Raw genomic sequence first — 13976 nt, forward strand, 5'->3', positions numbered from 1 at the left:
GCCGCTGCGGGGACGACGGCGAAGCCCCCGGGGCGGGGGAGGCCGTCCGGCCCAGGGCCCGGGTCAGCCGATACCGGCCAGGGGGCCGGGCAGCGGGGCGCCCGAGCCGTCGCGGCGCTCATCGGGCTCCGGCAGGGCCACGGCCTGGCCCCCGGAGCCGACTGCCCGGGCCGGGCCCACGCCCACCCAGGCCGCCACCAGCTCATCCTCCCCGCGCAGGAACCGGTGCGTGCGCACCCCGCCGGTGGCCCGTCCCTTGACCGGGTAGCGGTCCAGGGGAGTGACCTTGGCGCTGCCCCCGCCGGTGCCCGGAAGCGCCCCCCGGGCCCCGGCCACCGAGACCACGACGGCCTCGGCCACAAGCTCCTCGGGGACCACTCCGGCGGCGATGACCCGCGCCCCCTCGCGCAGGGAGATGCCCGCCATGCCCCCGGCCCCGCGCCCCTGGGGGCGGACCCTGGCCGCGCTGAAGCGCAGCAGCTGGGCATCGGAGCTGATCAGCGCCAGGAAGTCGGAGTCGGAGGCCGTGGAGGCGTGCACCACCCGATCGCCCTCCGCCAGGGAGATGACCTCCCAGGCCTGGGCGTTGCGCGGCTCATCGCCGGGCTTGACGCGCTTGACGACGCCGGCGGCCGTGGCCAGGACGATCGGCGCGGCCGCCGGGCCCTGACCGGGCGCCCCCAGCGGCACCAGGCCCACGACCCTCTCCTCGGGGGTGATGTCCACCAGTTGGCGCACGGGCGTGCCGCCGGCCAGGGAGGCCGCCCCCTCCAGGCGCGGGATCTCCGCGGTGGAGACCACCTCCAGCAGGACGAGTCGACCGGTGTCCGTCACGGCCCCGACCCGGCCGCGCACCGTGGCGGCCACCTGGCTGACCAGGGCGTCGTGGGCCTGGCGCCCGCCGGTGCGCGCCACCGGGTCCTGCCCGGCCAGGCGCGCCACCAGGCCCGTGGTCGACAGCAGCACCCGGCAGGGCCCGTCAGGGATGGTCAGGGGGGTGTCCCGTGAGGCGCTGGCCGTCAGGGACAGTGCTGCCGCTGAGGCTCCAGGGCCGGTCGCGCCCGGCCCCGCGGCCTGGGAACCGGCCGGTGCCTGATCTCCGGCCGCCCCCGCGCCCGGGGCCTCCAGCAGCACGGTGCGCCGGGGCGTGCCGAACTCCTCGGCCACGGCCGCCAGCTCCCGGGAGACCACCCGGCGCAGCAGCACCTCATCGGCGAGGATCGCCTCGAGGGCCTCGATCTCGCGGGCCAGCTCCTCGCGCTCCTTCTCCAGCTCGATCACCGAGAACTTCGTGAGCCTGCGCAGTTGCAGCTCCAGGATGTAGGAGGCCTGCGGCTCGGTCAGGTCGAAGACCTGCTGGAGGCGCTCGCGCGCGGTGGCGGCGTCCTCGGAGGAGCGAATGAGCGCGATGACCTCGTCGATGTCGAGGATCGCGATGAGCAGGCCGTCCACCAGGTGGGCGCGCTCGCGCCGCTTGCCCAGGCGGAAGCGGGTGCGGCGGGTCACCACCGTCAGGCGGTGGCGCACGAAGACCTCGAGGAGCTCGCGCAGCCCCAGGGTGCGCGGCTGGCCCTCGACCAGGCAGACGTTGTTGATCCCGAAGGAGTCCTCCAGGGGCGTGTGCCGGTAGAGCTGGGCCAGGACGGCCTCGGGGTTGTAGCCGTTCTTGATCCCGATGACCAGGCGGGTGCCGTTCTTGCGGTCGGTCAGGTCGTTGACATCGGTGATGCCCTGGAGCTTCTTGGAGGTCACCGCCTCCTTGATGCGGGCGATGACCTTCTCGGGCCCCACCATGTAGGGCAGCTCGGTGAAGACGATCCCCTTGCGGCGCGGGCCGATGGACTCGATCTGGGCGGTGGCCCGGGTCAGGAACTTGCCGCGCCCCGTGCGGTAGGCCTCCCGGATCCCCTCCAGGCCCACGATCATGCCTCCGGCGGGAAGGTCGGGGCCGGGCACGAAGGCCATGAGGTCCTCCAGGCTCGCCTCGGGGTGCTCCAGGAGGTGACGGGCCGCCCCCACCACCTCGATGAGGTTGTGCGGGGGCATATTGGTGGCCATGCCCACCGCGATCCCCGAGGCGCCGTTGACCAGGAGGTTGGGGAAGGCCGCCGGCAGGATCTCGGGCTCGGTGAGGGTGTAGTCGTAGTTGGGGGAGAAGTCGACCGTGTCCTCGTCGATATCCGCCGTCAGGGCCAGCGCCGGGGCGGCCAGGCGCGCCTCGGTGTAGCGGGCCGCGGCCGGGCCATCGTCCAGGGAGCCGAAGTTGCCGTGCCCGTCCACCAGGGGCAGGCGCATCGTGAAGGGCTGGGCCAGGCGCACCAGGGCCTCATAGATCGCCACATCGCCATGGGGGTGGAGCTTGCCCATGACATCGCCGACCACGCGCGAGCACTTGACATGGGGGCGGTCGGGGCGCAGCCCCATGCGGTCCATCTGGAACAGGATGCGGCGCTGGACGGGCTTGAGGCCGTCGCGGGCATCGGGCAGGGCGCGCGAGTAGATGACGGAGTAGGCGTACTCCAGGAAGCTCGTGCGCATCTCCGCGGACAGGTCGAGGTCGACGATCTCACCGTCGATCACGGCGGTCTGGCTGGACTTGGGCATGGCCGCATTGTCCGCGCCGGCCCCCGCCGCCGCCAACAGCGACACCCGGGCGCAGGGGGCGCGGCCTTGGGGGCAATGGCACAATGCGTGTCATGACTCCCAAGGATCGACGCGCTGTGCGGCACACCAAGGAGGGCCAGGCACTGGCCGCGGAGGTGGAGCGGGCCGGCTACTACCCCGAGCTGGTCCTTGACACCCTGGCCCTGGCGGCGGCCGGGGAGGAGATCGTCATCAGCCTGGTCCAGGCGGAGACCACCTTCGCCGAGGCGGTCCACCGCCACCTGACCGTCCTGGCCCTGACCGCCAGCCGCCTCATCATCGTCCATGTCGACGACGCCCCCCGCGAGGACGGCAGGCCCGGGGCCCTGGCCACCTCCGAGGCGGTGGCCATCAGCCGGATCCGCTCAGTGGCCCTGACCCGGGGCGTCAGCGACCCGGCCGACGACGGGGGCCGCCTGACCGAGATGACCATCGCCATCTCCTGGGGCTCGGTGCGGCGCATCGATCTGGAGCCCGCCTCCTGCGCCGATCCTGACTGCCAGGCCGATCACGGCATGTCGGGGGTGAGCATGCCCGATGACATCGCCCTGCGCGTGTCCGCCGGGGTGGAGGGCGATGCGGCCCTGGCCCGGGCCGAGGCCTTCGCGCGGATCCTGTCCCAGATCACCTCTCGCGCGGCCCTGCGCGCATGAGTGGCGCAGCCAGTGCCGCCGGGGCGCGGGCCGCGGCGGATCATGAGGAGCTGGGCCTGGGCCATGTCCTGGCCGCCGCGGCCGTGGGCGCCGGCCTGACCCTGGCCGATCCGGGCCCGGTCGGCAGCGGGTCGGTGCTGAGCGATGCCCAGGCCCGCCGCGCCGCCCAGGCGTGGGGGATTGCCCAGAGCGCGCCGACCGTGCTCGTCCTGGTCGACGGGCTGGGCCTGGAGCAGCTGCTCGAGCGCCGTGGGCACGCCCCCACCCTGCGCGCCTGGCTGGCGGGCGCCCAGGCCGATGGCCGCGACCCGCGGCTGTCGACCTGCCTGCCCTCCACGACGGCCGCCGCCATCACCACCCTGGGAACCACCGCCCCGCCCGGGGCCACCGGCATGGTCGGCTACAGCGTCCTGAGCCCCCTGCTGGGGCCGAGCCTGCCGGCGGGCACGGTCCCGCATCCCGACCAGCTGCTCAGCCTCATCGCCTGGCAGGGGGCGGGGCTCGACCCCCGGGCCTGGCAGGACGTGCCCTGCGTCTTCGAGCGCCTGCGCACCGAGCCGCAGGCCGAGCCCCCCGACGAGCCGCTGGCGGTGAGCATCGGCCCGGCGCGATTCGCAGGATCGGGGCTGACCGAGGCCGGGCTCCGGGGAGCCAGGCACGTGGGGGCCGACCGCCTGGAGAACCGGCCCGCGCTGGCCGCCCGGGCCCTGCGCCAGGGCGCGCCCCTGGTCTACCTCTATGTGGGCGAGCTCGACCACGCCGGGCACCTCCACGGCTGGCGCAGCCCCCAGTGGCTGACGCGCCTGGAGCACCTCGATGCGGCCATGGCCGATCTGGAGCGCCGAGTCCCGCCCGGGACCCGCATCATCCTGACCGCCGACCACGGCATGGTCGACACCGACGCCTCCCACCGCATCGACCTGAGCGCCGAGCCCGATCTGGCGCGCGGCATCGTGGCGGTGGCCGGAGAGCCCCGCTTCACCCACCTGCATGTGGCCGACTCCGACCCCGACCTGGCCGAGCGCGTCGCCAAGCGCTACCGCCAGGCGCTGGGGGACAGGGCCGCCTGGGTGGGGACACGCGAGCAGGTCGGCGCCCTCATGGGGCCCCTGGGCGAGCGCGCTCGGGGCGTGGTGGGAGATGTGGTGGTGGTCATGGACGGCGCCTGGGTGCTGGTCGACCCCCGAGTCCACGCCCCGGCCGCCATCGCCATGCCCGGCGTCCACGGCGGCCTGACCCGGGCCGAGACCGGGATCCCCCTGCTCATCGCGGGCTGAGCCGCCCGGCACCGCCGCGCAGGGGCGGCTGGTCAGCTGCTCGGGCCCGCTCGGGCCTACTCGGGCCTACTCGGGCTTGGCGCCGAAGACGATCTCATCCCAGGAGGGCACTGAGCGGCGCGAGCGGCGCTTGGGCCGCGGTGCCGGAGCCGCTGGCATCTGGGGCAGCGGCTCCTGCTGGGAGGCCGTGCCCCTGCGCGGCGGCATGGGGACATAGGGCACCGGCTCGGTGACGGGCTCGTCGTCGGCGCTGGAGGACCCGCCGGCAGCGGGGGGCATCACGCGGGGCAGGCCCCCCGAGGCGGTACGGGCCGAGGGCTCACTGGGCGAGGGGGCGGTGGCCCCCAGCCGGGAGCCGGCCGGGTGGTTGCCGGTGGAGCGCCTGCGGCGCTCCGACATGGAGTAGACCTGGGCGCGGATCCCCGAGGTCTGGGTGGTGGGCTCCGGCTCCTGCCTGGCCGCCTGCCCGGCCTCCGGGGCGCCAGGGGAGCCCGCCGAGGCAGGGGAGCCCTGGTCCTCCTCGTCGTCGTCCAGGGGCAGGGCCACCTCGATGCGCCGGCCCCGGTTGGAGGCCAGATCGGCCAGCAGGGCGTCGGTGTCGTCCTGGGCGGGATCCCTCAGCAGGGGGATCTCCAGGTGCGGAGCGTCATGGGAGGCCGCCGGGGCAGGGGAGGCGGGCTGGGCCTGCTGGGCGGACTCAGGCTCTGCCTGAGCCAGGTCAGAGGGCAGGGAGATCAGGGACGGGGCATGCGCCGAGGCCCCACGAGCCGAGGAGTCCTGGTCGAAGACCGCCGGGCGCTGGCTCGCGGCGCCGGCCTCGGTCAGCCAGCGCGCCTCATCGTCCAGGGCGTGGACCGAGCGCGCCGTCAGGTCCAGGGTCCAGCGCGCCTGCTTCTCCTGGGCGGACTGGATGAAGGTGAGCATGACCAGCCATGGCTCCCGGCCCTCGCGCACCGCATCCCACTCCAGGCACGCCGGGTCCACGCCGCGCGTGGCCAGGCGGTCCACGACCAGCTCGCCCAGCAGCGGGGAGTCCTTCTCCCAGCCGATGCGGCAGGCCTGGGCCTGGGTGACGGCCCACTGGCGCTCGGCGAGCACCGGCCCCTCGTAGCGCCGGACATGATCCACCGTCATGCCGGTGGCGATGGCCACCTCCGAGGCGGTGGCGCCGGCGCGCATGAGGGCCTGGAGGTGGCGCGGCCGCACAGGCGCGGCAGAATCCACAACGGGACTGGGCGCGGGCGCGATGGCTCCGCGGTCACGGCGCACCGCGGCGCGCAGGGCGTCGTCGACGACGATGCTGTAGCGCTCGCCATCAGCATCAGTCATGACGATCGTGTCCCCGTTGGCGCCCAGCAGTTCGAGTTCGACCATGGGTTGAGTCCCCTTTCGTACCCGCTGTTTGCACGATACAGACTCAGCCTGCCATCACTGGCAGTCCCTGGCCGGGAGGCAGGCCGGTGTGCCTCGTGTGAGGCGGGGCGCGCCGGCCTGATCCAGCGGCTGGTGGAGAACTGCCCGGCAGTCGTGCAGCAGTGGGGGCGGCGTTCTGGCTTGACGTATGGCGACTCGGTGCTATTGTGCGCGTGCCCTTCCCCGGAACGGAGGGCCTCAGCACCGCATCGTGGTGCCGGTGCCCCGGTGGCCGCGGCCGCTTGCGATTCCGGGAGCCAACCGAGAGCCGTCGACGAGAAAGAATGACGAGGCTATGGCGACCGACTACGACGCCCCGCGCAAGCACGATGACGAGCCCGAGGCGGATTCCATTGAAGAGCTGACATCCCGGCAGAAGGATCAGTCCTCCGCTGCGATCGAGGAGGATGAGAACGAGGCCGCGGAGGGATTCGAGCTGCCGGGCGCGGACCTGTCCCGCGAGGAGCTGAGCGTGCACGTCGTGCCCCAGCTCGAGGACGAGTTCACCTGCTCGGAGTGCTTCTTGGTCCACCACCGCAGCCAGCTCGCCTACGTGGATGACGCCACCGGCCTTCCCGTGTGCGCCGACTGCGCCGGCTGATGCCGGCTGATGCCGGCTGATGCCGGCTGAAACCCGGCACCTGCGTCCGATCGCCCGCCGCACGCCCAGTCAGGGGGCCGCGCCCCGTGCCACCGGGCACCGCGCGGTGCGATCGCGCACGACAGTTGTCTAGAGTTGCGGTGCAGGGCGCCCGCCCTCCCGCCTACCCCCAGGAGATTCTCGATGGGACTGTTCTCGCGACGCCGTGATGACACGGCCGCCTCCACCACCTCGGGCAGGAGGGCCAGGACCTCCTCGGCCTCCACGCCCGCCCGCTCGGCAGCGGCCGGGGCGGAGGCAGGCGCGAGGAGCCGCAAGGCCGGCTCTGCGGGTACCGCCGGCGGGGCCGCGCACGGCCCCTGGGACCAGGCATCGCTGCCCGCCTCCCAGGAGAGCGTCACCCGCCTCGACCTGGGGGCGCTGCGGATCCCCGCGGTTGACGGCATGCAGCTGCGCCTGGAGCAGAGCGCTCAGGACGGCATCACCGCCGTCGTGCTGGCCCTGGGAGGATCCGCCCTGGAGCTGCGGGCCTTCGCCGCGCCCAAGACCGCCGGCATCTGGCAGGAGCTGCGCGAGGACATCGCCCGGGAGCTATCCGGGGCCAGGGCCCGCTACGAGGAGGTCGACGGCGAGCACGGCACCGAGATCCTGGCCCACATCCCCATGCGGGCCCCGGACGGGACCACCTCCACGGGCACCGTGCGCTTCATCGGCATCGACGGGCCCCGGTGGTTCCTGCGCGGGGTCCTCCAGGGGCCGGCCGCCGCCTCCGAGGAGACGAGCACCCCGCTGCGCGAGGTGCTGCGCGGCATCGTGGTGGTCCGCGACAGCCAGGCCCGCCCCCCGCGCGAGATCCTGCCCCTCCACCCACCGGGCGCGGCCCCCGCCCCCGAGGCCGAGGAGCTGCCGGGCATCGACCCGATCGGCCCGGGCCCCACCATCGCCGAAGTGCGCTGAATGCGCCTCATCGAGACCCTGGCCGAGAATCTGGGCCAGTACCTGGGACGCCTGCCCGCCTTCAGGACCGGCGAGGCGGATCAGGGCCCCGAGCTGCGACCCCGACTGGCCGGCACCGAGGCGATCGCCCGGCTGCGGCCGCGCAGTCGGGCCCGGGTCGGCGGAGTGCTGCGGGCGGTGACCTACCACACCGGCAACCAGCGCCCCGCGCTGGTGGGCCGACTCGTGGACGCCACCGGCAGCCTTGACCTGGTGTGGATGGGGCAGCGGCGCATCGCCGGCATCGTCCCCGGCGCTCTCCTCATCGCCGAGGGCATGGTGGGCCAGGGCCGTCAGCGCCTTCAGATCTACAACCCCGTCTACGAGCTTCTGGAAGGCGAGCAATGACAGACAGCCCGCGGCGGCGCCCTGCCCCATCCCGCAGCGGCCTGGGGGCCGTGGGAGCGGAGCGCTACGACGCCATGGCCGCCCTGGGCGGATGGCGGGGCATCGCCGAGTCCGTCCTGCCCATCATGGCCTTCATCAGTGTCGTGGCGCTGCGGCCCGCAGCGCTGGTCCCGGCGCTGATCGTGTCGCTGTCGATCAGCGCCGTCGGCCTGATCTCCCGCCTCATCCAGCGCCAGGGCGTGACCCAGGTGATGGGGGGAGCGGCACTGGCCGTCATCTCGGCCCTGTGGGCCTGGCGCAGCGGGGAGGCCTCGAGCTTCTTCACCGTGGGCCTGGCCATCAACGCCGTGTGGCTGGTGGCCTGCCTGGGATCCCTGGTAGCAGGGTGGCCGCTGGTGGGAGTGCTGCTGTCCCTGTGGCAGGCCGCCGCCGGGGCCGGCGGGGACGAGGGCTCCGGGGACTCCGAGACGCAGGGGCCTGAGCAGGATCCCGGCGCGCATGACGGGGGCGCCGAAGTTGAGGGGTCCTCCGGGCCGTGGGGCTGGCGAGCCGACCCCGCCCAGCGCGAGGCGCGGCGCCGCTACGCCCTGGCCACCGCCGTCCTGGCGGGCGTGTTCGCCCTGCGCCTGATCGTCGAGGTGCCCCTCTTCCTGGCGGGGGACTCGGCCGTGGCGGCCCTGGGAGTGGCCCGCATCGTCCTGGGCCTGCCCCTGTACGCCCTGGGGCTGTGGATCATCTGGCTGCTGGTCTCACCCCTGCGCCGCGGCTGAGCCGGCCGGTCAGGGGCGAGCGGGCCTCACAGGTCCTCAGGATCGGGCTCGGCCGCCTGCGCCAGGGGGTCGGAGGGCTGGGCGGTCAGGATCGCCGGGATCCTCTCCAGCCCGTGCTCACCCTCCCGCGCGGTCAGGAAGATCAGCTCGTCGCCGCGCTCGAACCTCTCCTGGGCCTCCGGGCTGATGGGCCTGTTGTTGCGCAGGATCGCCGCCAGCACCGTGTGGGCGGGAAGGCGGACCGATCCCACCGGCTGACCGATCACCGGGGAGTCCTCGGGCAGGGTCAGCTCGTGCATGGAGGTGCCCGACTGATGGAAGCGGAAGACCGAGACCAGGCTGCCCACGCTGACCGCCTCCTCGACCAGGGCCGTCATGAAGCGAGGGGTGGACACGGCCACGTCCACGCCCCAGGCCTCGTCGAAGAGCCACTCGTTCTTGGGATTGTTGACGCGGGCCACGGTGCGCGGCACCGCGTACTCGGTCTTGGCCAGCAGGGAGACCACCAGATTGGCCTTGTCGTCCCCGGTGGCGGCCACCACCACGTCGCAGTCGGGGATGCCCGCCTTCTCCAGGGCCTCCACATCGCAGGCATCGGCCAGGATCCACTCGGCCTGGGGCACCGAGGCGATGCGCATGGCATCGGGGGAGCGGTCCATGAGGGTGACCCCGTGGCCGTGGCTGATGAGCTCCCGGGCGATGGAGCGGCCCACCGACCCGGCTCCGGCGATGACGATCTGCATGGGCTCACTCCTCCTGGGCGGGGGGTCGGGACAGGGCGCGCTGGACCTGGCCGATGCGCTCGGTGGGCACCGCCATGTGCAGCCGGTCCTGGTGCTGGATGAGGGTCTTGGGGCCCGGCAGCAGAGCGGTCGAGCGCCGCGAGATCCAGGCCACTCGCACCCCCAGCGCCTCCTCCAGCGCCGCGATCCTCGTCCCCGCCCATGCCTGGGCGATATCGGGCTGGATGAGGGCGATCGTGCCGGAGGGGTCCTCGGCCAGGCGGGCGAAGCCCTCGGGAAGGATGCGGCGCATCATCTGCTCGGCCGTCTGGCGGACCGTGGCCACGGTGGGGATGCCCAGGCGCTCGTAGACGTCGGCGCGCCGCGAGTCGTAGATGCGGGCCACCACGTGCTCAACCCCGAAGGTCTCGCGGGCCACGCGGGCGGAGACGATATTGGAGTTGTCGCCATTGGACACCGCGGCGAAGGCATAGGCCTCATCAATGCCGGCCTGCTCCAGGGCGTCGCGATCGAAGCCGATGCCCTTGACCTTGCGGCCGCTGAAGTCCTGGGGCAGGCGCCGGAAGGCCTCCGAGGAGCGGTCGATGACGGACACGGAATGGCCCATGCGGTCCAGGCGCGTGGCCATGGTGGCGCCGACGCGGCCGCAGCCCATGATGACGAAATGCACGAGGAAGACGGTACTCCCGCCCGGCGGGCGGCGTAGCATCGGTGACCGTGCGTGATTCCGCTGACCGCCCCCAGCGGGCGTCCACCGGCCCTGGCACTCGGGGACGGGCCGGCGGCCGGGCGCCCCTGCGCTCCGGCGCTGCTCTGCCGGCAGCCATCCTGGGGCCGTTGGCCGCCATCATCTGCCTCCCTGATGTGATTCTGGCCACTCTTGCTGAGGGTGGCTCTGTCAGGATGATCCCGGGGAGCTGGGCGGCACTCATGGTGTCCGCGGTGGCCCTCCTTGTCTGGACTGCGGTCCTGCTGTCCCAGCGGCGCGCGGCCCTGGCCCATCGGCGCCGCAGCGACTACGAGGTGTCCCTGTCAGTCCTGGGGCCCAATGCCGGCCTTGCCTCAGGCGCGACCATGCTCGTCGAGGGCGCGGTCATGGCCGCCCTCCTCCTGGCCGCCGCCACCGTCCACCTGGCGGCGATCCTCCCCGCCCTGGCCCCCTACCGCCTGGCCGTGGCGACTGGGACCACCGCGGCCCTGGCCCTGGCTGCCCTGGCAGGCGCGCCCCTGGGGCGTGGACGGCCTGGCGGCGCAGGCCTGCGAGTCCAGGCCGGCGCTGTCGGCGGCCTGCTGATCGTCCTGACAGCGGTGGTGGTCTGGGGACTGGCACGGGATCTGGCCGGGAGCCTGCACCCGGGCGGGCAGGCCGCGCCCGGCGGGGCGCAGGGCCGCCCGGTGGAGACGGATATGGGGACGGACGCTGTGGCGGTGCTGCAGGCGCTGGCCCTGGGCGGGCTGATCCTCATCGGGATCTGCCGCATCCCCTCAGCCCCCGGCGGCTGGCTCGGCCTGCGGGGCGCCACCGGCTGGCGCTCGGCCCCGGGGCGCGCCGGTGTCACCGAGCGCGGCTCCCGGGCGCTGCTCCACCGTGCGGTCCTGGTGGCGCTCAGGGCGCGCGTGCCACTGCTGGTGGCCGTCAGTGGCCTGCTCCTCCTGGGGCTGACCCGCCTGGGCGCGGCCATGGGAGCCGTGGGCGCTGCGGGTGCCGGATGGCCAGGTCCCTCCGCCCCACGCGAGGCGGCGCCGGCCTGGCCCGTGCTGGGACAGATCTCCGCCGCGGCCCTGGGCGGACAGCGACTGGCGGGCCTGGTCGTCATGGCCCTGGCCGTCTGCCTGCTCGTCCTTGCGGCGGGGTCCGCCTTCCTGCGCGTTCCCGCCCTCATGGGCATCCTGGCCAGGGACGCCTACCTGCCCCGCCAGCTCTTCTCGCGCTCCAGTCGGGCTCGCGCCGGGGGCATCATCGCCCTGTGGCTGGGGGCGAGCCTCCTGCTGGCGGCCACCGGGGCCTCCGTGGGGTGCCTGGCAGTGCTGGCGGTTGTCACCGCGACGGCCAGCAGCGCGCTCGGCCAGGCGGCCATGACGCGCTACTGGACCAGGGAGCTGGGCCGGGCCACCGAGCCGACCCGGCGCCAGAGCATCCGGCGCGCCCGCATCCTGAGCATCATCGCCGCGGTGGCCTCAGGGGCGCTCCTGCTCCTGGCCGTGGTGGCGCTGGCAGGGCGCGGGTCGTGGATGGTCCTGGCCGCCATCGCCCTGGTCTGGGTCACCATGCGCGCCATCGGAGCCCATTACCGCGGCTTCGATGAGGAGCTGGCGCTCAGCGAGGTCTCAGAGGCCAGGACCATGCCCGTTCACATCCACGCCCTGGTGCCGGCCCTGCGCCTGAACCGGCCCACGCTACGGGCCCTGAGCTACGCCCAGTCCACCCAGCCCGCAACCATCGAGGCCCTGACCGTCGATCTGGGCGACGGGCATGCCCGGCGCCTGGTGGAGGACTGGCGCAGCGCCGGCATCCCCGTGCCCCTGACACTGCTGGACGCCCCCGAGGGACTGGGCGACCCGATCGTGGCCTATGTGCGCTCCCTGCGCCGGGAGTCCCCGCGCGACCTGGTCGTGGTCTTCCTGACCGAGTACCTGGCGCGCCACTGGTGGCAGCAGCTCCTCCACAACCGGGCCGCCCTGGGGCTGCGGGCCGCCCTGCTGTTCACCCCCGGGGTCATCGTGGCCACGGTCCCCTGGCATCTGGGCGACCCCGGTCAGACCCACGTCCACGGGGGCGTGCGGGCCCGCACGGACAGCCAGATCGTGGATGCCGACGCCGCGGCCCGTCGCGCCTCCCGCAACCGGCGCCGGCCCATCGACTAGCCTTCGCCCGGGGGCGCCGGCCCGCCCAGGCGCCCCGCCGCGGATCCTGCCAGGCAGCCACCCAGCCACTCACCCAGCCACTGCGCGCCCCCTGATCCGCCTCTGTCCCATCGGTCTCGGTCGAGCCGCCCCGTCATCCAGGAGCCACCCATGAGCCCTCAGCGCCCCCAGCGGCCCTCCAGTCCCGCGCGCCGCGGCCCCTCCCGCCCCCGTGGTCGGGCGGGCAACGCGGGGAGGCGCCGGCACGAGGCCGTCGATGAGCCCGCTCAGCGCGGACCGGCCGAGGAGATCATCCTGGCCGTGGGCGCACCCGCCCACGGTGGCCACTGCGTGGCCCGACCCGCTGACGACCCCACCGGCCGCGTCGTCTTCGTGCGCCATGCGCTGCCCGGTGAGACGGTGCGCGCCGCGATGACCGAGAAGAATGCCAAGATCTGGCGGGCCGATGCCGTTGAGATCCTCACCCCCTCCCCGGACCGGGTGGACTCGGTGTGGCCCCAGGCCGGTCCCGGGGGAGTGGGCGGCGGAGAGCTGGCCCACGTCGCCCTGCCCGCCCAGCGCACCTGGAAGCGCTGGGTGCTGGCCGACTGCCTGCGCCGCATCGGCGGGCCCGCCACCGCCCAGGCCGTCGCCGCCCTGGAGGAGGCCGGCAGCAGCGGCAGCATCGTCGTCGAGCCGCTGGCCAGCGAGGCCGCGGCCGAGGCCAGCGGGCAGGCCCGGGAGGCGCGACTGGCAGGGACGGGGACGCGCACCCGCGTGTCCCTGACCGTGGGACCCGATGGGCGCCCGGGCATGCACGGCTTCCGCTCCGGGACGGTGCAGCCCCTGGACCGCCTCCCCCTGGCCGTTGCCGCCATCGAGGAGATCGGGCTCCTGGAGAGCTCCCGCTGGCGCAAGCACTACCGGCCCGGAATGCGCGTCGAGGCCGTGGCGCCCAGCATCGGGGAGCCCCTGGTGCTCCTGGATGACCGCGTCCTGACCTCCCAGGCCCACGCCACGGGCAGGCGCCGCGTCGAGGAGGCGGTGGACGCCTCTGGGCTGGGGCTGGGCGAGCTGCGCTACAGCCTTCACGCCGAGGGCTTCTGGCAGATCCACCGCGACGCACCGGTCACCCTGGTCGACCGCGTGGTGCGCGCTGCCCTGGGCCAGGAGCCCAGTGCCGCGGGCACAGGGGGCGACGGCGCCAAGGCCCTGGGCGGAGCCCGGGGCAAGCGGGTCATGGAGCTCTACTCGGGGGCGGGGCTGTTCACCCTGCCCCTGGCCATGCTCATCGACGGCGGCGAGCTGTGCGCCATCGAGGGCAGCTCCCAGGCCGTGGGCGATGCGCGGCGCAACCTCCACGGCCTTGGCTCGGTCCGCCTGTCCACCGGGCGGGTCACGGCGCGCTCGGTGACCCAGGCAGGCCAGGCGATGGGAAAAGCGCCCGACGTCGTCGTCCTGGACCCACCACGCCAGGGTGCCGGGCGCGAGGTCATCGGCGCCCTGGCGGGCCTGGCCCCCGAGCGGATCGTGCTGGTGGCCTGCGACCCGGCGGCCCTGGCCCGCGACCTGGCCGTGCTCCTGGACAATCGCTACGAGCTGGCGGCCATGAGCGCCCTGGACATGTTCCCCCACACCCACCACTTCGAGACCATCGCGGTTCTCGAGCGCCGCTGAGGCGCGCACGC

At 74.2% G+C, this 13976-nt stretch carries 12 protein-coding genes; 8 read left to right on the forward strand and 4 right to left on the reverse strand.

Annotation, left to right across the window (positions count from 1 at the left end):
- Positions 1–63: 63 nt before the first annotated feature.
- Positions 64–2604 (reverse strand): DNA gyrase/topoisomerase IV subunit A, encoded by a 2541-nt coding sequence (locus tag EL266_RS08490; RefSeq protein WP_026427726.1) that lies wholly within the window; start codon positions 2602–2604, stop codon positions 64–66.
- A gap of 92 nt (positions 2605–2696) precedes the next feature.
- Between EL266_RS08490 and EL266_RS08495 the strand changes: the two genes are divergently transcribed.
- Positions 2697–3296, forward strand: coding sequence for a DUF5998 family protein (locus EL266_RS08495; protein ID WP_051281368.1), 600 nt, complete (start codon positions 2697–2699; stop codon positions 3294–3296).
- The gene (locus EL266_RS08500) at positions 3293–4573 is read left to right on the forward strand and encodes an alkaline phosphatase family protein (protein WP_084501025.1); all 1281 of its coding nucleotides are present in this window, start codon (positions 3293–3295) and stop codon (positions 4571–4573) included. Before EL266_RS08495 ends, EL266_RS08500 begins: the two co-directional genes overlap by 4 nt.
- A gap of 66 nt (positions 4574–4639) precedes the next feature.
- Here EL266_RS08500 and sepH read toward each other — a convergent pair whose 3' ends face one another.
- Positions 4640–5947, reverse strand: coding sequence for a septation protein SepH (gene sepH / locus EL266_RS08505; protein ID WP_026427729.1), 1308 nt, complete (start codon positions 5945–5947; stop codon positions 4640–4642).
- A gap of 334 nt (positions 5948–6281) precedes the next feature.
- Here sepH and EL266_RS08510 point away from each other — a divergent pair, with 334 nt between their 5' ends.
- From EL266_RS08510 to EL266_RS08525, 4 genes are all read left to right on the forward strand, one after another.
- Entirely contained in the window at positions 6282–6587 is a 306-nt protein-coding gene (locus tag EL266_RS08510; RefSeq protein WP_026427730.1) for a DUF4193 domain-containing protein, read from the forward strand.
- 183 nt (positions 6588–6770) lie between these two features.
- Positions 6771–7544 carry a DUF3710 domain-containing protein gene (locus EL266_RS08515; RefSeq protein WP_026427731.1) on the forward strand — a complete coding sequence of 258 codons (774 nt, stop codon included), beginning with the start codon at positions 6771–6773 and terminating at the stop codon, positions 7542–7544.
- Positions 7545–7931 (forward strand): OB-fold nucleic acid binding domain-containing protein, encoded by a 387-nt coding sequence (locus tag EL266_RS08520; RefSeq protein WP_051281369.1) that lies wholly within the window; start codon positions 7545–7547, stop codon positions 7929–7931.
- A complete protein-coding gene (locus EL266_RS08525; protein ID WP_026427732.1) occupies positions 7928–8701 on the forward strand; it encodes a DUF3159 domain-containing protein in 774 nt (257 codons plus the stop codon). Before EL266_RS08520 ends, EL266_RS08525 begins: the two co-directional genes overlap by 4 nt.
- 26 nt (positions 8702–8727) lie before the next feature.
- Here the strand turns inward: EL266_RS08525 and EL266_RS08530 are convergent, their stop codons facing one another.
- Both EL266_RS08530 and EL266_RS08535 read right to left on the reverse strand, forming a co-directional pair.
- Positions 8728–9444, reverse strand: coding sequence for a potassium channel family protein (locus EL266_RS08530; protein WP_026427733.1), 717 nt, complete (start codon positions 9442–9444; stop codon positions 8728–8730).
- A gap of 4 nt (positions 9445–9448) precedes the next feature.
- Positions 9449–10114 (reverse strand): potassium channel family protein, encoded by a 666-nt coding sequence (locus EL266_RS08535; protein ID WP_026427734.1) that lies wholly within the window; start codon positions 10112–10114, stop codon positions 9449–9451.
- A gap of 272 nt (positions 10115–10386) precedes the next feature.
- Here EL266_RS08535 and EL266_RS08540 point away from each other — a divergent pair, with 272 nt between their 5' ends.
- Together EL266_RS08540 and EL266_RS08545 are read left to right on the forward strand one after the other, a co-directional pair.
- The gene (locus tag EL266_RS08540) at positions 10387–12309 is read left to right on the forward strand and encodes a DNA-binding protein (RefSeq protein ID WP_126412275.1); all 1923 of its coding nucleotides are present in this window, start codon (positions 10387–10389) and stop codon (positions 12307–12309) included.
- Between the two features lie 150 nt (positions 12310–12459).
- Positions 12460–13965, forward strand: a complete 1506-nt coding sequence (locus EL266_RS08545) for a class I SAM-dependent RNA methyltransferase (protein ID WP_084501027.1) — start codon at positions 12460–12462, stop codon at positions 13963–13965.
- Positions 13966–13976: the final 11 nt, after the last annotated feature.

Origin of the sequence: Actinomyces slackii (genome assembly GCF_900637295.1) — a bacterium.
GTDB lineage: Bacteria > Actinomycetota > Actinomycetes > Actinomycetales > Actinomycetaceae > Actinomyces > Actinomyces slackii.